The 21,768-nt window shown below is 60.7% G+C and carries 21 protein-coding genes; 9 read left to right on the top strand and 12 right to left on the bottom strand.

The window, feature by feature from the left end:
- Positions 1-19: 19 nt before the first annotated feature.
- Complete coding sequence (glnK, locus tag CAF77_RS01520) at positions 20-358, bottom strand: P-II family nitrogen regulator (RefSeq protein ID WP_002555808.1); 339 nt, start codon at positions 356-358, stop codon at positions 20-22.
- Between the two features lie 398 nt (positions 359-756).
- Here glnK and CAF77_RS01515 point away from each other — a divergent pair, with 398 nt between their 5' ends.
- Positions 757-1,017 carry an accessory factor UbiK family protein gene (locus CAF77_RS01515; protein ID WP_007920416.1) on the top strand — a complete coding sequence of 87 codons (261 nt, stop codon included), beginning with the start codon at positions 757-759 and terminating at the stop codon, positions 1,015-1,017.
- 401 nt (positions 1,018-1,418) lie between these two features.
- A complete protein-coding gene (locus tag CAF77_RS01510) occupies positions 1,419-1,940 on the top strand; it encodes a Bro-N domain-containing protein (protein WP_064379874.1) in 522 nt (173 codons plus the stop codon).
- Here the strand turns inward: CAF77_RS01510 and CAF77_RS01505 are convergent.
- On the bottom strand, positions 1,935-2,204 hold the full coding sequence (locus CAF77_RS01505; RefSeq protein WP_064379873.1) for a HigA family addiction module antitoxin: 270 nt from the start codon (positions 2,202-2,204) through the stop codon (positions 1,935-1,937). The genes CAF77_RS01510 and CAF77_RS01505 overlap by 6 nt on opposite strands.
- 584 nt (positions 2,205-2,788) lie before the next feature.
- On the opposite strand from CAF77_RS01505, the gene CAF77_RS01495 reads away from it, so the two are divergent.
- The 3 genes from CAF77_RS01495 (at position 2,789) to CAF77_RS01490 (ending at position 5,118) form a co-directional block, all read left to right on the top strand.
- Positions 2,789-3,241: a GNAT family N-acetyltransferase gene (locus tag CAF77_RS01495; protein ID WP_371915525.1), complete on the top strand. Its 453-nt coding sequence runs from the start codon at positions 2,789-2,791 to the stop codon at positions 3,239-3,241.
- A 34-nt stretch (positions 3,242-3,275) separates the two neighbouring features.
- Entirely contained in the window at positions 3,276-3,446 is a 171-nt protein-coding gene (locus tag CAF77_RS29255; RefSeq protein WP_170928908.1) for a hypothetical protein, read from the top strand.
- 178 nt (positions 3,447-3,624) lie between these two features.
- A complete protein-coding gene (locus CAF77_RS01490; RefSeq protein WP_064379868.1) occupies positions 3,625-5,118 on the top strand; it encodes a YifB family Mg chelatase-like AAA ATPase in 1,494 nt (497 codons plus the stop codon).
- Between the two features lie 105 nt (positions 5,119-5,223).
- Here the strand turns inward: CAF77_RS01490 and CAF77_RS01485 are convergent, their stop codons facing one another.
- The gene (locus tag CAF77_RS01485; RefSeq protein WP_064379867.1) at positions 5,224-7,200 is read right to left on the bottom strand and encodes a methyl-accepting chemotaxis protein; all 1,977 of its coding nucleotides are present in this window, start codon (positions 7,198-7,200) and stop codon (positions 5,224-5,226) included.
- Positions 7,201-7,381: 181 nt separating this feature from the next.
- Entirely contained in the window at positions 7,382-8,302 is a 921-nt protein-coding gene (locus CAF77_RS01480; protein WP_064379864.1) for a LysR substrate-binding domain-containing protein, read from the bottom strand.
- A 157-nt stretch (positions 8,303-8,459) separates the two neighbouring features.
- Here CAF77_RS01480 and CAF77_RS01475 point away from each other — a divergent pair, with 157 nt between their 5' ends.
- Complete coding sequence (locus CAF77_RS01475; RefSeq protein ID WP_085653940.1) at positions 8,460-9,854, top strand: NorM family multidrug efflux MATE transporter; 1,395 nt, start codon at positions 8,460-8,462, stop codon at positions 9,852-9,854.
- A gap of 107 nt (positions 9,855-9,961) precedes the next feature.
- Here the strand turns inward: CAF77_RS01475 and CAF77_RS01470 are convergent, their stop codons facing one another.
- Positions 9,962-11,632 (bottom strand): bifunctional diguanylate cyclase/phosphodiesterase, encoded by a 1,671-nt coding sequence (locus tag CAF77_RS01470; protein WP_085653939.1) that lies wholly within the window; start codon positions 11,630-11,632, stop codon positions 9,962-9,964.
- A 264-nt stretch (positions 11,633-11,896) separates the two neighbouring features.
- On the opposite strand from CAF77_RS01470, the gene rep reads away from it, so the two are divergent.
- Both rep and CAF77_RS01460 read left to right on the top strand, forming a co-directional pair.
- The gene (gene rep, locus CAF77_RS01465) at positions 11,897-13,906 is read left to right on the top strand and encodes a DNA helicase Rep (protein WP_085653938.1); all 2,010 of its coding nucleotides are present in this window, start codon (positions 11,897-11,899) and stop codon (positions 13,904-13,906) included.
- Positions 13,907-13,963: 57 nt separating this feature from the next.
- Positions 13,964-14,536 (top strand): xanthine phosphoribosyltransferase, encoded by a 573-nt coding sequence (locus CAF77_RS01460; protein ID WP_003229440.1) that lies wholly within the window; start codon positions 13,964-13,966, stop codon positions 14,534-14,536.
- Positions 14,537-14,674: 138 nt separating this feature from the next.
- On the opposite strand, the gene CAF77_RS01455 is transcribed toward CAF77_RS01460, so the two are convergent.
- The 6 genes from CAF77_RS01455 to dadA form a co-directional block, all read right to left on the bottom strand.
- Positions 14,675-16,597 carry an acetyl-CoA hydrolase/transferase C-terminal domain-containing protein gene (locus CAF77_RS01455; RefSeq protein ID WP_064379369.1) on the bottom strand — a complete coding sequence of 641 codons (1,923 nt, stop codon included), beginning with the start codon at positions 16,595-16,597 and terminating at the stop codon, positions 14,675-14,677.
- 136 nt (positions 16,598-16,733) lie between these two features.
- On the bottom strand, positions 16,734-17,150 hold the full coding sequence (locus CAF77_RS01450) for a cytochrome c5 family protein (protein WP_039765242.1): 417 nt from the start codon (positions 17,148-17,150) through the stop codon (positions 16,734-16,736).
- Between the two features lie 182 nt (positions 17,151-17,332).
- Entirely contained in the window at positions 17,333-17,881 is a 549-nt protein-coding gene (locus CAF77_RS01445; protein ID WP_003229444.1) for a cupin domain-containing protein, read from the bottom strand.
- A gap of 88 nt (positions 17,882-17,969) precedes the next feature.
- Positions 17,970-19,043, bottom strand: a complete 1,074-nt coding sequence (gene alr, locus CAF77_RS01440) for an alanine racemase (protein ID WP_064379367.1) — start codon at positions 19,041-19,043, stop codon at positions 17,970-17,972.
- 95 nt (positions 19,044-19,138) lie between these two features.
- Complete coding sequence (locus CAF77_RS01435; protein WP_039765240.1) at positions 19,139-19,492, bottom strand: RidA family protein; 354 nt, start codon at positions 19,490-19,492, stop codon at positions 19,139-19,141.
- Positions 19,464-20,768 carry a D-amino acid dehydrogenase gene (gene dadA, locus CAF77_RS01430; protein ID WP_007954487.1) on the bottom strand — a complete coding sequence of 435 codons (1,305 nt, stop codon included), beginning with the start codon at positions 20,766-20,768 and terminating at the stop codon, positions 19,464-19,466. Before dadA ends, CAF77_RS01435 begins: the two co-directional genes overlap by 29 nt.
- A 155-nt stretch (positions 20,769-20,923) precedes the next feature.
- Here dadA and CAF77_RS01425 point away from each other — a divergent pair, with 155 nt between their 5' ends.
- Positions 20,924-21,412 (top strand): Lrp/AsnC ligand binding domain-containing protein, encoded by a 489-nt coding sequence (locus CAF77_RS01425; protein WP_003177284.1) that lies wholly within the window; start codon positions 20,924-20,926, stop codon positions 21,410-21,412.
- Positions 21,413-21,414: 2 nt separating this feature from the next.
- Here the strand turns inward: CAF77_RS01425 and CAF77_RS01420 are convergent, their stop codons facing one another.
- Positions 21,415-21,768, bottom strand: coding sequence for a YkgJ family cysteine cluster protein (locus tag CAF77_RS01420; RefSeq protein ID WP_007954485.1), 354 nt, complete (start codon positions 21,766-21,768; stop codon positions 21,415-21,417).

Below are 21,768 nucleotides of genomic sequence, written 5' to 3'. Positions count from 1 at the left end.
GTTGGGTTTGTGGCGGCGTTTAGATCGCGTCGGTATCGGTTTCGCCGGTACGGATGCGGATCGCCTGTTCCAGATTGACCACGAAGATCTTGCCGTCACCGATCTTGCCGGTGTTGGCAGCCTTGGTTATCGCCTCGATAACCCGATCCAGATCCTTGTCGTCGATGGCAACGTCGATTTTCACCTTGGGCAGAAAATCGACCACATACTCCGCGCCGCGATACAGCTCGGTGTGACCCTTCTGCCGACCGAAGCCTTTGACTTCAGTAACGGTAATGCCCTGCACGCCGATTTCGGACAGCGACTCGCGCACGTCGTCCAACTTGAACGGCTTGATGATGGCAGTGACTAGCTTCATGAAACTCTCTCCCGAATTGATGGACTTGCCCCAGGAAAACAAACCCGACTCAAGTCTAAGCGCAGTGCCTGGCTTTGTAACGCTTCGTTGTCGACGCCAGCTAACCGCTCCAGACGAAACTCCCCGCTCCGTCTGCCGCACTGCATTCGTCACAGCGACTGCATCAGTGCATGGGTCGAAGGTGACTAAGCAGAAAGCTTGCCATCTCGCCAAAAACCACTGATTTCAATCCCTTGGCCGCTGCCGCAGATGCCATCACCCAAATGGCACTCGGGATACGCACAACAACGGTGCGTGGCCGTGCATCCAGTTGCGCGAAAAGCGTGCATCCGTGCCTGCACCAATGACTATAGACACTGCGTGATACACTGCCGGCCATAGTTTCCAGGACATATCCCATGCTCGCGCCCAAAGACTTCCTCGACGCCCTGAGCGGCACCGCCTCCCGCCTGTTCAGCGGCGACACGCCCTTGCCAAAAGCCGAAATCGAAAGCCAGTTCAAGATGCTGCTGCAAAGCGCCTTCAGCAAACTGGACCTGGTGAGCCGCGAAGAGTTTGACAGTCAGATGGTAGTACTGGCGCGCACTCGCGCCCGGCTCGAGAGCCTTGAGGCGAAGGTGGCGGAAATGGAGGCGAAGCTGACGCCGCCGGCTGAGTAACACCTCGTGTCTTTGTGAATGCGGTCCCTTGTGGGAGCGGGCTTGCCCGCGAATGAAGGTCGGAACGACCTTCCCGCGATTCAGGATTCGCTATCGACTTCCGGCAGAATCCTACAGATTGCAACCCCGCCGTCCGATTGCGCCGTGAAGCCCTGATTCCTAAGCTCACCCAATGCTGAATGTTCAGCACTGGGTTTGGCGACCCGGCAACATTTGACGCAGCGCGATGATGTTCGAACGAGGGAAATACTCCCACCTCGAATTATGGCGGCTGTGCGTGGGAGACCTTCGGGTCTGCCGGTTTTCGAATGTCCCGGTTCGCCAATCCGCGCATAGCTGCCACCCTTTTTGTTTGGCGACGATCAGAGGCAGCTTTCTTCACCACATTCGAGAACCGAGTCATGGACGAAAGCTATTTAATTCCCAACGTCTTCATCCGCCACAAACTCCACCTTCACGCCCTTCTTATCCAGAACCAACCCTGGTTCTCCGCCCGCGACCTAGGCCGCCTGCTGCACATCTACCTCAACGAACGCATGCTGCGAAAACTCGACCCCGACCAATACCAAACCCGCAAAACCCTGATCCACAACCAGATCGAAAACACCCTCCTGATCAGCGAATCCGGCATCTACGCCCTCCTCGTCTATCACTACTGCCCCGAATACCGAGCGCTACGCGAATGGCTCACCCATCAGGTCATCCCCACCCTGCGCGACGCCCAGCACCCCACCACAAGCGAACGCCCACAGCTAAGCCTGCTGAATTGGCCCGAGATGTCGTTGAGTTTGCTGCACTGGAATAACCAGCCGTGGATTCGGTTGCAGGATGTGCCGCAGATGGTGGTAGAGCGGAAAAAACGAAAACACCCGGTGCCGAGCAGTTGGTGGAAAAGGGCTTCGCGGATGCTGCAATCGCTATAGGCCCGCATGCCGGAGCTGGGCCCTGCGTAAATCGTAAGTCGACTGAAGATTCATCCAGAACTCAGGCGTGGTGTTGAGGTGAATTGCCAGTCTGATTGCCAAATCGGCGCAGATCCTGAGTTGGCATTTCACAAGCTTCTCGATCTCGGTTTCAGGCCAGTTTGTGGGCATGGCCAAGTCCATGACCGTCATGCCCAACGGCTCCATGAATTCCTTATTCAGAACCTCACCCGGATGAATCGGGCGCATACCATTGCGGTCCATTTTTCGCCTCCAGAGGCTGCACTGAGCGGCCAAACTGGAGCATCCGACTTTGCGATACAAGACCGTCGAGTCGCTTTCGCTGGCGTCCTACAACTATTAGGGCATGCCCCTACAAAAATCAGCGTCTACGCCTGGTTATGCAGTCCTTACACCTGTCATTACATTGGCAAACGAAAATGCACCCATCAGGATGGAGGTCTCTGTGAAGGATAAAGAGAGGAAGACAAAGCTACTTCTGATTGTTGAACTACACCTTGAAGCACTCCGACTGGCTGGAAATATGTCAGCCAATCAACGGAGGTTTATTGAAGTCGCCCTTACGTGCGGACCTGAGCTTGAGCCAAGCGGCTTGTTGGCGGGCAGAAAATCCTGAATCCGTCCAAACCAACGTCCTTCACTTACGTAAGTACCGTCCTACAAGGACTGTCCCCCATGCCTGATTACGTGAGTATCCCTGCCTTCGCTACCTTCTGCGGCCTGATCCAAACAGAACACAGACAATGCGAAGAAAAGGAAAAGGTACCGAGCTCCGTAATCAGACACTCAAATCTGAAGCCCGCAAACTTGCACACCGAACCGTATCTATGGATCCGGAAGCATTAGCGGCCGGGGTGGATGCAACATCACTCGGAATTGAGCCAATTACTCCTGTAGCAATCAATGCATACCACCAGTGGAGCGGGCCCGTGAGCTATCCATGGGATGACGTGCTGAAGTGGAAAACCAAAGACGCAAAGGGTCTGGACCTGGCTTTTTGGTACGAAGGAGAACTGTGCGGCTTGTGTTACGCAACTCCGCGCAAAAGCACGATCTGCATAAAAATCATCCTTTTGCAGGGACGAACTGGCAGAACCCACACCTTGCGAGGCTGGATCGCACCCATGGCGCTACTGACAACTGAATTCTACGCACGGAGACTGGGATGTACTGAAATTGAGGTCCAGGAACCTGACTCTGGCGCCATCCCTTACTACCAAAAACTTGGCTTTCATTTCGACACAACCGACCGCCTTGTCTTTCCACTGGACGACCAATAAGATCGATTCATTCCTCCAGACACGAGAGGTGTCTATGAAACAGAAGAAGCGGAAAAAACAGCCGTTACTTGCATCCAGGCTTCGTGTAGAAGGGCCCAGTTTGGCCGATACGATTTCTGCCAGTCAGCGGAATTTTTTGAAGGTCGCCGCGACCTATGGCAAAGAATTGGAGCCAGATGGCTGGCTCGCCGGTGGCGGAACCTGAATCCCGAATTAAAAGACCGCCTGGTTGGCGGTTTTTTTTACGCCTGACGATTAATCATTTCGACTCCAGCAACATCCAGTGAAGGTTTGCCCAGGCAGCCGTCCCTCCAACACTCTCCTCCCCGACTACCCTTAAAAAACCGCAGGAAGCGGCCCCAGATTCAACTCAAGGAAAGACCATGTCACTCGCCATCGTCCATAGCCGCGCCCAGATTGGCGTGGATGCCCCCGCTGTCACCGTTGAAGTTCACCTCGCCAATGGCTTGCCCTCGCTGACCATGGTCGGCCTGCCCGAAGCGGCGGTGAAGGAGAGCAAGGACCGGGTGCGCAGTGCGATCATCAATTCCGGGCTGCAGTTTCCGGCGCGGCGGATCACCTTGAATCTGGCACCGGCGGATCTGCCCAAGGATGGCGGGCGGTTCGATCTGGCGATTGCGCTGGGGATACTGTCGGCGAGTGTGCAGGTGCCGACGTTGACGCTCGATGACGTGGAGTGTCTGGGTGAGCTGGCGTTATCCGGCGCCGTGCGGGCGGTGCGCGGGGTGTTGCCGGCGGCGCTGGCGGCGCGCAAGGCCGGGCGGACGCTGGTGGTGCCGCGGGCGAATGCCGAGGAGGCGTGTCTGGCGTCGGGACTGAGGGTGATTGCGGTGGATCATCTGCTGGAGGCCGTGGCGCATTTCAACGGGCATACACCGGTCGAGCCTTACGTCTCTGATGGGCTGATCCATGCCGCCAAACCCTATCCCGACTTGAATGAGGTACAAGGCCAACTGGCCGCCAAGCGGGCACTGCTGATTGCCGCCGCCGGTGCGCACAATCTGCTGTTCAGCGGGCCACCGGGGACGGGCAAGACGTTGCTGGCCAGTCGTTTGCCGGGCTTGCTGCCACCGCTGGCCGAGAGTGAAGCGCTGGAAGTGGCGGCGATTCAATCCGTCGCCAGCGGGGCGCCGCTGACTCACTGGCCGCAGCGCCCGTTCCGCCAACCGCATCACTCGGCCTCCGGGCCGGCACTGGTCGGAGGCAGCTCAAAACCGCAACCCGGCGAAATCACCCTCGCCCACCACGGCGTATTGTTTCTTGATGAACTGCCCGAGTTTGACCGCAAGGTGCTGGAGGTCCTGCGCGAACCGCTGGAATCCGGCTGCATCGTCATCGCACGGGCCAAGGAACGGGTGCGGTTTCCCGCCCGATTCCAGCTGGTGGCAGCGATGAATCCCTGCCCTTGTGGATATCTTGGCGAGCCCAGCGGCAAGTGCTCGTGCACGCCGGACATGGTGCAGCGCTATCGCAACAAGTTATCGGGGCCGTTGCTCGATCGGATCGATTTGCACCTGACGGTGGCGAGGGAAGCGACAGCGTTGAACCCGGCGGTGAAACCGGGAGAGGACAGCGCCAGCGCAGCCACATTGGTCGCCGAGGCCCGCGAACGCCAGCAAAGACGCCAGGGGTGCGCCAATGCGTTTCTCGATTTGCCGGGGCTGAAGAAGCACTGCAAGTTATCCACAGCCGATGAAACCTGGCTGGAGACGGCGTGCGAAAGACTGACCTTGTCGCTGCGCTCGGCGCATCGGCTGCTCAAGGTCGCGCGGACACTGGCGGATCTGGAGAAGCGTGCGGATATCAGTCGCGAACATCTGGCCGAAGCGTTGCAGTATCGGCCGGCGACTCAGTAAGTGCCGAGATTGTGGTGGCCCCAAACGCAAGCAGGCTCGCTCCCACAAGTCCAACATAGATCCTGTGGGAGCGAGCCTGCTCGCGATCGCTATTTCAGAGACGCCTCAACGGAAGCGGTCGACCTCTTGGCGCAGGTCGGCTGCCAGGCCTTCCAGCTCCTTGGCGGTGATGGCCAGGTTCGACACCACTTCGCGCTGCTCGCTGTTGGCCATCGCGATGCTCTGCAAGTTACTGCTGAGCAAAGTCGCGGTGCTGCTCTGCTCCTGAGTCGCGGTGGTGATCGCGGCAAACTGCTCACCCGCCGAGCGACTTTGCTCGTCAATGCGCGCAAGTGCCGAGGCCACGTTGGCGTTACGCGACAGGCCTTCCTGCATCAGCAGGTTGCCCTGCTCCATGGTGCTGATGGCGTTACCGGTTTCCTGCTGAATGCTGTGAATCATGCTGGAAATTTCATCCGTCGCCTGACGGGTACGCGAGGCCAGGCTGCGCACCTCGTCGGCCACCACGGCAAAGCCGCGACCTTGCTCACCGGCACGGGCCGCTTCGATGGCCGCGTTGAGTGCCAGCAGGTTGGTCTGTTCGGCAATCGAGGTGATAACGCTGACGATGCCGCCGATTTCCTGGGAGCGCTGACCGAGCGTATTGATCACGGTCGCGGTGGTGTTCAGTGCGCCGGCAATCTGCTCCAGCGAGGAAGACGCCTCTTCCATCGACGTACGACCGATCTGAGTCTGCTGGGCGTTTTCCTGGGCCAGACGCTGGGTGTTGCCCATGTTGTCGGCAATGTTCAGCGAGGTGGCGGAGAACTCCTCTACCGCGCCGGCCATGCTGGTGATCTCGCCGGACTGCTGCTCCATGCCTTCGTACGCGCCACCGGACAGACCGGACAGCGCTTGAGCCCGGCGGTTGACCTCTTCCGAAGCGCGGCGGATGTGCTCGACCATGGTCGACAGTGCCTGACTCATCTGGTTGAACGCGCGAGCCAGCTGACCGATCTCGTCGTTGCTCGACACGCTCAGGCGCACGCTCAGATCACCGGCGCCCAGGGCTTCGGCCTGACGCACCAGATCGCCCAGCGGCGCCAGCTTGCTGCGCAGCAACCAGACCACGGAGCCGACCGCCAGCAACATCGCCAGCAGGCTGCCGATGGCCAGTTGGGTGCCGACGCTCCAGGTCACCGCGCGGATCTCGGTCTTCGGCATGCTTGCCACCACCGACCACGGTCCACCCTCGAACGGCACGGCGATGCTGTAGAAGTCTTCGGACTTGTCGCTCCAGAACCGGCCTTTACCCGGCGCCTTCGCCAAATCGTTGACCACAGGAATCGCTTGATCGAGCGCCTGCACGCCCGCCGGCGCGACCAGCCATTGATTCTTCTCGTCCAGCAGCGCCAGCGAGCCGGTCTGGCCGATGCGGAAGCGCTTGAGGTTGTCGAACTGGGCGTTTTGCGCGTCGGTGTAATCGAAGCCGACGAACAACACCGCAATCACCTTGCCGCTGCTGTCTCGCACCGGGGTGTATTGGGTCATGTAGGAGCGATCGAACAGCAGAGCGCGACCGACGTAGCCCTGCCCTGCCATCAATTTCGCATAGGCCGGGTGAGCGTGATCGAGCACGGTGCCGATGGCGCGGGTGCCATCCTGTTTGGTCAGCGAGGTGCTGACGCGGATGAAGTCTTCGCCGCTGCGCACGAACAGCGTGGCGACACCCGCCGTCATCTGTTTGAACTCGTCGACTTCCTTGAAGTTGTTGTTCAACACTTCGCTGCCTAGGTGCAGGCCCGGCGTCTGGGTGCCGGCCACGGTCACCGGCTCGCTCGGATGAATGCTCAGACCTGCACTGAAGCGCTTCTCGAACAGCCCGCTCAGGCGCTGGGTGCTTTCACGCAGCGTGCCGTGGAAGGTGCTCAATTGGTCGGCGAGCAGGCGTGCCTCGCTGGCCAGGTGTTCTTCACGGGTGGCGAGGTTGGCGGTATCCAGCGAACGCAAAGCAAAGACGGTACTGCCGCTGATGACTATCGCCAGTATCACGGCGAGCGCGAGGCCCAGCTGCGAGGCGATCCGAGCGCGAGGTTGAGACATGGACAGCTCCTGGCCGAACTTCCGATCCTCCTTGATCGCAGCTCGGATAATTTTCTAATGGGGGGTGAATCGTGGAGACCGGCACGACGGTTCCACATGCACGTATTCGGCGGTAAAACCGAATACTTGAGCGAAAAACAGGGTTATGGCGAAAGGCCGGCATTGTGCAGGCTCGAACGATTCAGCTCAAGCGCGTGACCGCCGGCAGCGCCATGCCGCGCACTTCGTTTTGCAGGAAGTCGCTGAGGCGGCGCAAACGTTCACCTCCCGGACGGGTCTTTGGCCACACCAGGTAATAATTCAGTCCGCTGGCGACCGCCGTCGGCCACGGCAGACTCAGGCGCCCTTGCGCGACATCCTCGGCCACCATCAGCAGATCGCCCATGGACACCCCATAGCCCCGGGCCGCCGCGATCATGCCCAGTTCCAGGGTATCGAAAACCTGCCCGCCCTTGAGCGACACCTGATCTGACAGCCCCATGTGCTCCAGCCAGCTACGCCAGTCCCGGCGATCCGGCGTCGGGTGCAACAACTCGGCGCTGGCCAGTCGCGCCACATCCCAGGGCTGATCGTTGAGCAGGTTCGGCGCGCCGACCGGAATCAGCTCTTCGGGAAACAGCAGACTGGCTTCCCAGTCCAGCGGAAAATGCCCGTCGCTCAGCAATACTGCGCAATCGAAGGGCTCGTTGTTGAAGTCCACCGAATCCACATCCATCCACGCACTGGTCAGTTGCACCTCATTGCCGGGCTGCAAATGGCGGAATCGACTGAGCCGCGCCAGCAACCAGCGCATGGTCAGGGTCGACGGGGCCTTCATGCGCAGGATGTCATCTTCCGCACGCAAGGTATTGCAGGCTCGCTCCAGCGCGGCGAAGCCTTCGCGGATGCCCGGCAGCAGCAGGCGTGCCGACTCGGTCAGTTGCAGGTTGCGCCCGCTGCGATGGAACAAGCGGCAGGCGAAGTGCTCTTCGAGCGTACGGATGTGCCGGCTCACCGCACTCTGGGTAATCGACAATTCTTCAGCCGCCCGGGTGAACGAACTGTGGCGCGCCGCCGCTTCGAATGCGCGCAGGGCATACAAGGGTGGAAGACGACGGGACATGCACAGCGCTCCAATAGCGGGATTGCGTCAACTTAGCAGAATCGCGGCAGGATGAGTTTTAATCATGCCACCCATCCTTTTTATCCCTTTGTGCAACCTGCGCCAAACCCTGAGAATCGACGGTCTCTTGCCCCCTCTTTTAAAAGGATGTGAAAACATGCAGCGTCCTGTGCGTACCGAACTCTGGGCCATCCTGCGGCTGGCGGGGCCGTTGATCGCCTCGCAGTTGGCGCACATGCTGATGGTGCTGACCGATACCCTGATGATGGCGCGCCTCAGTCCCGAAGCGCTGGCCGGCGGTGGCCTGGGCGCGGCCACTTATTCATTCGTGTCTATTTTCTGCATCGGCGTGATCGCGGCGGTCGGCACCCTGGTGGCGATTCGTCAGGGCGCCGGCGACATCATCGGTGCCGCTCGCCTGACACAGGCCGGGCTGTGGCTGGCGTGGCTGATGGCGCTCGGTGCCGGGCTGCTGTTGTGGAACCTCAAACCGGTGCTCCTGCTGTTCGGCCAGACCGAGACCAACGTCAACGCCGCCGGACAGTTCCTGATCGCCTTGCCGTTCGCCCTGCCCGGCTACCTGAGCTTCATGGCCCTGCGCGGTTTCACCAGCGCCATCGGCCGGGCAACACCCGTGATGGTTATCAGCCTCGCCGGCACGGTGGCCAACTTCCTGCTCAACTACGCGCTGATCACCGGCATGTTCGGCCTGCCAAAACTCGGGCTGACCGGTATCGGCTTGGTCACGGCGATTGTCGCCAGCTGCATGGCACTGGCACTGGCCTGGCATATTCGCCGGCATCCGGCCTATGACGCCTACCCGTTGCGCGAAGGCCTGTCGCGGCCGAACCGGCAGTACCTGAAAGAGCTCTGGCGCCTGGGCCTGCCGATCGGCGGCACCTACGCAGTGGAAGTCGGGCTGTTCGCTTTCGCGGCGCTGTGCATGGGGACCATGGGCAGCACCCAACTGGCGGCGCACCAGATTGCTCTGCAAATCGTCTCGGTGGCGTTCATGGTTCCGGCGGGGATGTCTTATGCGATCACCATGCGCGTCGGCCAGCATTACGGCGCCGGGCAATTGAGCGATGCGCGGATGTCCGGACGGGTCGGCATCGTCTTCGGTGCGGTGGTGATGCTGGCGTTTGCGATGGTGTTCTGGTTACTGCCGAATCAGCTGGTCGGTTTGTTCCTCGACCATAACGACCCGGCGTTTGCCGAGGTGATTCGTCTGGCCGTCAGCCTGCTGGCTGTGGCGGCGTGGTTCGAGCTGTTCGACGGCACCCAGACGATTGCCATGGGCTGTATTCGCGGGCTCAAGGATGCCAAAACCACGTTTCTGGTCGGACTCGGTTGCTACTGGCTGATCGGCGCGCCGGCCGCGTGGCTGATGGCGTTCCATCTGCACTGGGGGCCGACCGGCGTCTGGTGGGGTCTGGCGCTGGGGCTGGCCTGCGCGGCGGTGAGCCTGACGCTGGCGTTCGAATGGAAGATGAAGCGGATGATTCGGCTGGAACCACAATCTCAAGGCTTCAAGATCGCTCAGCCAGAATGAGTTTCACTGTGGGAGCGAGCTTGCTCGCGATGAGGGTGTGTCAGTGACTAATAATCCGACTGATACTCCGCCATCGCGAGCATGCTCGCTCCCACAGTAATTTGAGGCTAAACCACGATACCCAGCGGCGGCTGACTGGCATCAGCCACCAGGTAATCAACCAGTTCCGTCAACGGCAACGGCTTGCTGATCAGGTAACCCTGCACCTGATCGCAGCCGAACCCGCGCAGCAGATCCAGCTGCTCACGGGTTTCCACCCCTTCGGCCACCACTTCCAGGTGCAGGTTGTGCGCGAGGTTGATCATCGCGTGCACCAGTTTGCGGTTCTCTTCGCGTTGCTCCATGCCGCCGACAAAGCTCTTGTCGATCTTCAGCAAGGTGATCGGCAGGCTGTTGAGGTGCACGAACGATGAGAACCCGGTGCCGAAATCATCCAGCGAAAATCGCACGCCGAGACGACCCAAGGCGTCCATGGTCTGCTTGACCAGATCACTGCGGCGCATCACGGCGGTTTCGGTGAGTTCGAATTCCAGCCACTGCGCCTCGACCCCGCGCTCGGCGATCAGACGGCTGAGCGTCGGCAGCAACTGGCTGTCCTGAAACTGGCGGAACGACAGGTTGATCGCCATGTGCAGCGCCGGCAGACCGCGCTCGCGCAGGGCCTGCATGTCGCGCAGGGCCCGGGAAATCACCCAGTAACCCAGCGGCACGATCAGCCCGCTCTGCTCGGCCAGCGGCACGAATTCGCTGGGTGGCAACAGCCCGCGCTCACTGTGGCGCCAGCGCACCAGCGCTTCGAGACCGACGATCTGACCGTCCTGCAGGTTCAGGCGCGGCTGGTAATGCAGCTCCAGCTCGTCACGGCGCAAGGCCCGGCGCAGCTCGCTTTCGAGGTCGGCCATGCTCCGCGCGTTGCGGTTGATTCGCTCGTTGAAGATATGAAAGGTGCAGCCCTGAGTGCTCTTGGCTTGCTGCATGGCGATGTGCGCGTGCCACATCAACGGATCGGCGCCGCCCTGGGCCCGGGCATGGGCGATGCCGAGGCTGGAGCCAATCAACAGGCTTTCGCCATCGACCCAGTAAGGTTCAGCCAGCGCTTCGGTGATGCGCTCGGCCATCCATTCGGCCCGTTGCGGGGCGCGGCGGGTGTCGATCAGCAGGGCGAATTCGTCACTGCCCAGGCGCGCCAGTTGATCGCCGACTTCCAGCTGACTTTTCAGCCGCGCCACCACTTGCAGGATCAGGCGATCACCGGCCTGATGGCCGAGGGCGTCGTTGGCGTGGCGGAAGTTGTCGAGATCGAGGTGCCCGAGGGCGAGGCCGCGACCGTCGTTTTCCGCCAGACGGGCCGTGAGCAGGGTCTGGAAGCCTTGACGGTTGGCGATGCCGGTCAGCGGGTCCTGTTCGGCCAGGCGTTGCAAGGTGTTTTCCAGCACGCCGCGTTCGCGCACATGCCGCAGGCAGCGTCGAAGCATGTCGGTATCGAGGGCATCAAGTACCAGCCAGTCACTGACGCCGTCGGGCGCAGTCGCCGGCTCGTGTTCCAGAAGCAATACCGTCGGCAGGCTGCAACGGCCGGGGGCCGGCTGCAACGCGGGAACGGTCAATAACACCGCGTGGCGGTTGTCTTCGAACAGACTGCTGACCGACTCCCAGCTCGGCGCGCTGATCAGCACCGCCGCACTCCCCAACGGAGCCAGACACTCGCGCAATAACGCTGTCCACGCTGGCTCTTCGGCCAGTAGCAGCAAACGCAAGGGTTCGACAGGCGTAGTCAAGCTGACTCCCTAGACTCTGCAATGATGTGGGCGGCGGGCATTATGCCGTTGCGGCAACCAATGACCAAACGACAACGGAAAGCAAAACGTTATTTTGTGTCACGAATGAGAACATTAGCCGCAAAATCACCGCGCATCCTGCGTGAAAGTAACAAAACCGGCAAATTTGAATCGCGTGCTGCGTCACAAGTCGGAGAGAGCAGCACAAATCGCTGAGCCTGTTAAAATGCCGGCCCATTTCGTCAACGACTCCCGAATTTTCGTATGTCCCGACTCAATCCCCGGCAGCAAGAAGCCGTGAACTACGTCGGCGGCCCTCTATTGGTGCTCGCCGGTGCTGGCTCCGGCAAGACCAGTGTGATCACGCGCAAGATCGCGCACTTGATCCAGAACTGCGGCATCCGTGCCCAGTACATCGTCGCCATGACCTTCACCAACAAGGCCGCGCGCGAAATGAAAGAGCGGGTCGGCACCCTGCTGCGTCCAGGTGAAGGACGCGGGCTGACGGTCTGCACCTTCCACAACCTTGGCCTGAACATCATCCGCAAGGAACATGAACGACTGGGCTACAAACCCGGTTTCTCGATCTTCGACGAAACCGACGTCAAGTCGCTGATGACCGACATCATGCAGAAGGAATACGCAGGCGACGACGGCGTCGACGAGATCAAGAACATGATCGGCGCCTGGAAAAACGACCTGATTCTGCCGGCCCAGGCCCTGGAAAACGCCCGCAACCCCAAGGAACAGACCGCCGCCATCGTCTACACCCACTACCAGCGCACGCTCAAGGCGTTCAACGCGGTGGACTTCGACGACCTGATCCTGCTGCCGGTGAAACTCTTCGAAGAGCACGCCGACATCCTCGAAAAGTGGCAGAACAAGGTGCGTTACCTGCTGGTCGACGAATACCAGGACACCAACGCCAGCCAGTACCTGCTGGTGAAAATGCTCATTGGCAAGCGCAACCAGTTCACCGTGGTGGGCGACGACGACCAGTCGATCTACGCCTGGCGCGGCGCACGGCCGGAAAACCTGATGCTGCTCAAGGACGACTATCCGTCCCTGAAAGTGGTGATGCTCGAGCAGAATTACCGCTCCACCAGCCGCATCCTGCGCTGCGCCAACGTGCTGATCTCGAACAACCCGCACGAATTCGAAAAACAGCTGTGGAGTGAGATGGGCCACGGCGACGAAATCCGCGTGATCCGCTGCCGCAACGAGGACGCCGAAGCCGAGCGCGTGGCCATGGAAATCCTCAGCCTGCACTTGCGCACCGACCGCCCATACAGCGATTTCGCAATCCTCTATCGCGGCAACTACCAGGCCAAGCTGATCGAGCTGAAACTGCAACACCATCAGGTGCCGTACCGCCTGAGCGGCGGCAACAGCTTCTTCGGCCGTCAGGAAGTGAAAGACCTGATGGCCTACTTCCGCCTGATCGTGAACCCGGACGACGACAACGCCTTCCTGCGCGTGATCAACGTGCCGCGCCGGGAAATCGGCTCGACGACCCTGGAAAAACTCGGCAACTACGCCACCGAACGCAAGATCTCGATGTACGCCGCCACCGACGAGCTCGGCCTGTGCGAACATCTGGACAGCCGCTTCACCGATCGCCTGTCGCGCTTCAAGCGCTTCATGGACAAGGTGCGCGAGCAGTGCGCCGGCGAAGACCCGATCTCCGCCCTGCGCAGCATGGTCATGGACATCGACTACGAGAACTGGCTGCGCACCAACAGTTCCAGCGACAAGGCTGCGGACTACCGGATGAGCAACGTCTGGTTCCTGATCGAAGCCTTGAAGAACACCCTGGAAAAAGACGAAGACGGCGAAATGACCGTCGAGGACGCCATCGGCAAACTGGTTCTGCGTGACATGCTGGAACGTCAGCAGGAAGAGGAAGAAGGCGCCGAAGGCGTGCAGATGATGACCCTGCATGCGTCCAAGGGCCTGGAATTCCCTTACGTGTTCATCATGGGCATGGAAGAGGAAATCCTCCCGCACCGCTCCAGCATCGAAGCCGACACCATCGAAGAAGAACGCCGCCTGGCCTACGTGGGCATTACCCGCGCGCGCCAGACCCTGGCATTCACCTTCGCCGCCAAGCGCAAACAGTACGGCGAGATCATCGACTGCGCGCCAAGCCGCTTCCTCGATGAACTGCCGCCGGACGACCTGGCCTGGGAAGGCAACGACGACACACCGACCGAAGTCAAAGCCGTGCGGGGCAACAGCGCATTGGCTGATATACGCGCGATGTTAAAGCGCTAGAATTGACCACTTTTTACTAGACCTTCGACGCACAAAGCGTCAAATGAGGACAGCTTCATGGAAGCATTGCACCAGAAAATCCGCGAACAAGGCATTGTGCTTTCCGACCAGGTCCTGAAGGTCGACGCCTTCCTGAACCACCAGATCGACCCGGCCCTGATGAAGCTGATCGGCGACGAATTCGCCACGCTGTTCAAGGATTCGGGCATCACCAAGATCGTCACCATCGAAGCGTCGGGCATTGCCCCGGCGATCATGACCGGCCTGAACCTCGGCGTGCCGGTGATCTTCGCCCGCAAGCAACAGTCCCTGACCCTGACTGAAAACCTGCTGTCGGCGACCGTCTACTCGTTCACCAAGAAGACCGAAAGCACCGTGGCCATCTCTCCGCGCCACCTGACCAGCAGCGACCGCGTGCTGATCATCGACGACTTCCTGGCCAACGGTAAGGCGTCCCAGGCGCTGATCTCGATCATCAAACAGGCCGGCGCCACCGTCGCGGGCCTGGGCATCGTGATCGAGAAGTCGTTCCAGGGCGGCCGTGCGGAACTGGATTCGCAGGGTTACCGCGTCGAGTCGCTGGCTCGCGTGAAGTCGCTGAAGGATGGCGTGGTTACGTTCATCGAGTAATCGCTGATAGGCGCAAACACACTGCAATACCTGTGGGAGCTGGCTTGCCAGCGATGGGGCCATATCCTTCAACATCCTAGTTGAGTGATACACCGCCATCGCGGGCAAGCCCGCTCCCACAGGTTTTTTTGTTGTTTGTTATTGCGCGGTGGCCTTCAGGCCGGTGAGGAGCAACCGCTGAAACAGGTCTTCCTTCAGACCTTCGGGATCAGTGAGCTGCATGCGCGCCAGATGCTCGGGATACAGCGAAGCCTCAGGAGCATCCAGCGCTGCCTTGCCCAACTCCAGAATCTCCGTCAGCTTGAACTTGCTCTTGAGCCAGTTCAGCGCCCGCAACAGATCCTTCTCGACCTCAGTGAAGTCGCAGCCCAGCGGATACTCCGGAAACAGATTCGGATGCCGCGCGGCAATCGCCTGCAAGCGTTGCGGGGTGTTGTCGGTAAAGCGCGGATCGAGACGGAAATCCTTCGGCAGCTTGCCGACTTTCTGCGCCTGTTCGATCAGGCCCTGCTGGAAGCGTGAATCGCTGATATTGAGCAACGCCTCGATCACCACCGCATCCGACTTGCCGCGCAGATCGGCGATGCCGTACTCGGTGACCACGATATCGCGCAGGTGCCGTGGAATCGTGCAATGGCCGTATTCCCAGACAATGTTCGAGCTGACATCGCCGCCGGATTCGCGCCAGCTGCGCAGCAGCAGGATGGAGCGCGCATCGTGCAGCGCATGCCCCTGGGCAACGAAGTTGTACTGCCCGCCGACGCCGCTGAGCACCCGCCCGTCTTCCAGTTGATCCGCCACTCCGGCGCCCAGCAGGGTCATGGTGAACACAGTGTTGATGAACCGCGCATCCAGACGCTGCAGGCGTTTGAGCTCTTCCTGGCCGTACAGCTCGTTGATATAGCTGATGCGGGTCATGTTGAATTCGAGGCGTTTGCTCAGCGGTAACTCGCGCAAGCGTTCGTAGAAACTGCGCGGCCCGAGGAAGAAGCCGCCATGCACTGAAATGCCGTCGATTTGCGACGCCTCGTCGAGGATTCCGGCGTTGGCCTGCTCCTGAGTCTGTACATCCGGGTAAACCTTGCGCCGGATGATCCCGGCCTCGGCCAGCACCAGCAGACCGTTGACGAACATTTCGCTGCAACCGTACAGGCCTTTGGCGAAGGGCTCGATGCCGCCCTCGCGTTCGATCAACTGCGCCCACTGGCTGAGGTTCACATCGGCCAGCAAGGCCTGGTAACCGGCGTTGTCGGCCTGCCGCGCCAGCAATGCGGCGGTCAGCGCGTCGCCCATCGAACCGATGCCGATCTGCAAGGTGCCGCCATCGCGTACCAACGTACTGGCGTGCAATCCGATGAAGTGATCCTGAAACCCGACAGGCATGTTCGGCGTGGAAAACAGTGTGCTGCTGTCCTTCTCGTCGATCAGCAGGTCGAAGGTATCGATGTCGACTTCGGCGTCGCCCGGCATGTACGGCAACTCGGTGTGCACCTGGCCGACCAGCAGAATGGTCTCCCCCGCCGCCCGACGTTTGGCGATCATCGGGAACAGGTCGAGGGTGATGTCAGGGTTGCAACTGAGGCTCAGACGATCCGGGTGTTCGCTGCTGCTGGCAAGCAACTGCGCCACCAGGTTCAGGCCGGCGGCGTTGATGTCGCGGGCGGCGTGGCTGTAGTTGCTGCTGACGTAATCCTGCTGGGCCGGCGCGCTGTTGAGCAGGCTGCCCGGCTGCATGAAGAATTGCTCGATGCGGATGTTGGACGGCAGGCTGTCGCGGTGCAGGTCGGCAAGGAATTCCAGCTCCGGGTAATTACCGAACACCCGCTCGACGAAGGGCTCGATGAAGCGCTTCTGCAAACCGTCGCCCAGCGTCGGGCGGCCGAGGCACAGGGCGGTGTAGATCGTCAGTTGCCGTTCGGGCAATCCGGCGACCCGCCGGTACAGCGCGTTGACGAAGGGATTGGGTTTGCCCAGCCCCAGCGGCAGGCCCATGTGGATGTGCGCCGGCAACCGCGCCAGCACGTCGTCCACAGCCTGTTCGATCGAACACAACTGCACCATCTGAAGCCTCCTGCCCGTTCCGTGAATAGAGGTACGACCGAGATTGCCGGTTGTTTGCTGCAATGAACAGCCTCAGACCTGAACCGCGGGCACAAAAAAACCGTCCGAAGACGGTTTTTTTCGTCAGAAGCGCGGCTTATTTCAGGCCGGACATCTTCTGGATGGCGCCCTTCAGCTCTTCATCGGAGCAGTCGGCACAGGTGCCTTTCGGCGGCATGGAATTGATGCCGGTGATGGCCTTGGCCAGGATGCCGTCGAGGCCGCCCTGGTGATCGGCGCGCTCTTTCCAGGCTGCGGTGTCACCGATTTTCGGCGCGCCCAACAGGCCGGAGCCGTGGCAAGCGTTGCAATGTTTGGCAATCACTTCGTCCGGCGTCTTGGCGCCGCCACCGCCGCCTGCCGAAGCAGCGACTTCCATCCCCTTGCACTCTTGCCCTTGAACACACACCTGGCCGACCGGCTCAAGGCGTTTGGCAATGTCGTCATTCGTCGCAGCTTGAGCGCTGACAGCCCAGAGGGCCAGTACGGTTGCTGGTGCAGCCAGCATTTTCATAATTAGGTTCACGCGTTCACCCTCAATGGTGGCTATTCACGCCTGCGGCCACGGTTCGCAGGCGGGCGCAAGTATAGCGGTTAGCCCGCTTCACTGAAACAACCCCAAAGTCGAAGGGGTTATATCGCGCTGTGGAAAAACGTTTCGGGTGCCTTCGCCGGTATGGCCTGGCGCCTCTTTGTTTAAAAATTCGCCGGCGTGGCTGCGCTGATTAGTCGCGCCGGTGCATCGAACGGATTACGGAAACGATGCGGCTTGGTACTTTCAAAGTAGTAGCTGTCGCCGGCTTCGAGGATAAAAGTTTCAAGGCCCACCACCAGCTCCAGGCGCCCTTCCACCAGAATCCCGGTTTCCTCGCCTTCGTGGGTGAGCATTTCCTCGCCGGTATCCGCGCCCGGCGGGTAGATTTCATTGAGGAACGCGATGGCCCGGCTCGGGTGCGCGCGGCCGACCAGTTTCATGGTCACGGCGCCGTCGGAAATGTCGATCAGCTCGTTGGCCTTGTAGACGATCTGGGTCGGTTTTTCCTGCAGGATCTCTTCGGAAAAGAACTCGACCATGGACATGGGAATCCCGCCAAGAACTTTCCTCAGCGAACTGATCGAAGGGCTGACGCTGTTCTTTTCGATCATCGAAATGGTGCTGTTGGTGACGCCCGCGCGCTTGGCGAGTTCACGCTGGGAAAGCCCTTTGAGCTTGCGGATCGATTGCAGTCGTTCACCGACGTCCAAGGCTGGAGCCTCCTGATGTTGTAGAAATATTGAGCGTTATCATGGCGACAGCGTTCAGTATTTACAACACTTGGGCCCCGCTTGCGCTTCAACCCTCGGAATAGAGCCTTGGCACCCGTCGCAGGTTGCAGAAGATCTGGTACGGAATGGTGTCCGCCCACTTCGCCACGTCGCTGGCGAGGATATTCTTGCCCCACAACTCGACGGTCGAACCGAGGCCAGCTTGCGGCACGTCGGTCAGGTCGATGCACAGCATGTCCATCGACACCCGGCCAAGAATGCGGCTGCGCTGGCCGGCCACCAGCACCGGGGTGCCGGTCGGTGCCTGACGCGGGTAACCGTCGGCATAACCCATGGCAACCACGCCGATGCGCATCGGTTTGTCGGTGATGAATTTCGCACCGTAACCCACCGGTTCGCCAGGCGGCAGTTCGCGCACGCTGATGACTTTCGACTCCAGGGTCATCACCGGTTGCAGGCGCTCGGCCACAGCGTTGGCTTCTTCGAACGGGGTGGCGCCGTACAGCATGATGCCCGGGCGCACCCAGTCGCTGTGAATCTGCGGCCAGCCCAGCACCGCCGGCGAATTGCGCAGGCTGACTTCGGCCGCCAGGCCCTGACGCGCAGCTTCGAACACTGCAACCTGATCGGCGCTGCTCTGCTCGTGCAACTCATCGGCCCGGGCGAAGTGACTCATCAGCACGACTTTCGCCACTTTGCCGCTGGCCAGCAAACGCTGGTAAGCCGCTGGGTAATCCTTCGGATGCAGGCCGACCCGGTGCATGCCCGAATCGAGCTTCAGCCACACGGTGATCGGTTTGCTCAACGTCGCCTGCTCGATCGCTTCGAGCTGCCACAGCGAATGCACCACGCACCAGAAGTCGTGCTCGACGATCAGCGCCAGCTCATCGGCCTCGAAAAAGCCTTCGAGCAACAGCACCGGCGCAAGAATCCCGGCGGCACGCAGCTCCAGGGCTTCTTCGATGCATGCCACCGCGAAGCCGTCCGCTTCAGCCTCCAGCGCCTGGGCGCAACGCACTGCGCCATGGCCGTAGGCATCGGCCTTGATCACCGCCAGTGCCTTGGCACCGGTGACTTCACGGGCGATACGGTAGTTGTGACGCAGGGCTTGAAGGTCGATCAGGGCACGGGCAGGACGCATGGCAGCAGACTTCTTGGCGGTCATGGGAATAAAAACCGGCGCTGGCTGACGGCGTGAACCGCCAACAGCACCGGGAGAGGGATCTTTACAACGGGTTACGGCAACGCGGCGACGATGGAGATTTCGACCAGGATGCTCGGCTTGGCCATCTTCGCTTCAACCGTGGCACGGGCCGGGGCGGCGCCTTTGGGCAGCCATTGATCCCACACCGAATTCATGCCGGCAAAGTGCGCCTCGATGTCGTTCAGGTAGATCGTCGCCGACAGCAGGTGCTGTTTGTCGGTACCGGCCAGATCAAGCAAACGCTCGATGTTGGCGAGGACGTCGCGGGTCTGCTGTTCGACACCGGCGTTGAAGTCATCGCCGACCTGCCCGGACAGATACACCGTACCGTTGTGGCTGACGATCTGACTCATGCGCTCATTGGTGAGCTGGCGCTGGATTGCCATGCTTTGCGGACTCCTGGGTGGTGTTGCCATAACGGGAAATATCGAGGCCTTCGGCGCTGATCTGCGGCTTTTTCTTCGCCATCAGGTCAGCCAGCAAGCGACCGGAGCCGCACGCCATGGTCCAGCCGAGGGTGCCGTGACCGGTGTTCAGGAACAGGTTCTTGAACGGGGTGGCGCCGACGATCGGCGTGCCATCCGGGGTAGTTGGACGCAGGCCAGTCCAGAAACTCGCTTCGGCCAGATTGCCGCCCTGAGGATAAAGGTCGTTGACGATCATCTCCAGGGTTTCGCGCCGACGCGGGTTCAGCGACAGATCAAAACCGGCGATCTCCGCCATGCCGCCAACGCGGATGCGGTTGTCGAAACGGGTGATCGCAACCTTGTAGGTCTCGTCAAGAATGGTCGAAGTCGGAGCCATCGCCGGGTTGGTGATCGGCACGGTCAGCGAGTAGCCCTTCAACGGATACACCGGGGCCTTGATGCCCAGCGGCTTGAGCAGCTGCGGGGAGTAGCTGCCGAGGGCCAGCACGTAGCGGTCAGCGGTTTCCAGCTTGCCGTCGATCCACACGCCGTTGATGCGGTCACCGGCGAAGTCGAGGCGCTGGATGTCTTGACCGAAACGGAATTCCACACCGAGTTTGGTGGCCATTTCAGCGAGGCGGGTGGTGAAGATCTGGCAGTCGCCGGTCTGGTCGTTTGGCAGGCGCAGGGCACCGGCAAGGATGTCGGTGACACCGGCCAGCGCCGGTTCGACGCGGGCAATGCCGGCGCGGTCGAGCACTTCGAACGGCACGCCGGATTCTTTCAGTACGGCGATGTCCTTGGCGGCGTTATCCAGTTGTGCCTGGGTGCGGAACAACTGCGTGGTGCCAAGGCTGCGGCCCTCGTAGGCGATGCCGGTCTCGGCGCGCAATTCGTCGAGGCAGTCGCGGCTGTACTCGGACAGGCGCACCATGCGCTCCTTGTTCACCGCGTAACGGTTGGCGGTGCAGTTGCGCAGCATCTGCGCCATCCACAGGTACTGGTCGATGTCGGCGGTGGCCTTGATTGCCAGCGGCGCGTGGCGTTGCAGCAGCCACTTGATGGCTTTGAGGGGTACGCCCGGCGCAGCCCACGGCGAGGCGTAGCCCGGCGAGACCTGGCCGGCGTTGGCGAAACTGGTCTCCATGGCCGCGGCGGGCTGCCGGTCGACCACCACCACTTCAAACCCGGCACGGGCCAGATAGTAAGCACTGGCGGTACCGATGACGCCGCTACCCAAGACCATAACGCGCATTTTTGTATCCCTCATCGCGGCGTGCCGCGCATGTGTGTTGTCAGAGCAATGATGCGCGCAGTGTAAAAAAGATTTGCCAGTGCTTTTCACTGTATAAGCGCCTATATTTGGCGACAATTCTCGGCAAAAACCCTTTTCACGGAGGCGCATCCCCTATGCGTACCAACACTCAGACCAAACGTGAGCTGGACAAGATCGACCGCAACATCTTGCGGATCCTGCAGGCGGACGGACGGATTTCATTCACCGAACTAGGCGAAAAGGTCGGACTCTCCACCACGCCGTGTACCGAGCGGGTGCGGCGCCTGGAGCGCGAGGGGATCATCATGGGCTACAACGCCCGCCTCAATCCCCAGCATTTGAAGGGTAGTCTGCTGGTGTTCGTCGAGATCAGCCTCGACTACAAATCCGGCGATACTTTCGAAGAGTTCCGACGCGCGGTGCTGAAATTGCCCCATGTGCTGGAATGCCATCTGGTTTCAGGGGATTTCGACTATCTGGTGAAGGCGCGGATTTCCGAGATGGCCTCGTACCGCAAGCTGCTGGGCGACATCCTGCTCAAGCTGCCGCACGTGCGCGAATCCAAGAGCTACATCGTGATGGAAGAAGTGAAAGAGAGCCTGAGCCTGCCGATTCCGGACTGAGCTCAGACCAGCACCTGCCGGTTTTCGGCCATGTACTCGAACACCTGCTTCTCGACCCGTGGATGAATCAGCTCCACCGGGCGCCGGCCGTTGGGGCACGGCAAGGTTTGGGTAGTGCCGAACAACCGGCAGATCAGCGGCCGCTCGTCATACACCGTGCAGCCATTTGGCCCCAGATGCACACAGTTGAGTTCTTCCATGGCCGCGTCCTGCTCGGCGCGGGTCTTGCGCGGCAGGCGGGACATTTCTTCGGGTGAGGTGGTCACCGGCCCGCAGCAGTCATGGCAGCCCGGCACGCATTCGAACGTGGGAATCTGCTGACGCAGGGTGCGGATTTTCTGACTGTTGCAGCTCAT

Source organism: Pseudomonas sp. R15(2017) (genome assembly GCF_002112685.1).
Classification (GTDB): Bacteria; Pseudomonadota; Gammaproteobacteria; order Pseudomonadales; family Pseudomonadaceae; genus Aquipseudomonas; species Aquipseudomonas glycinae.
This window is presented reverse-complemented; position numbering and strand designations above follow the sequence as displayed.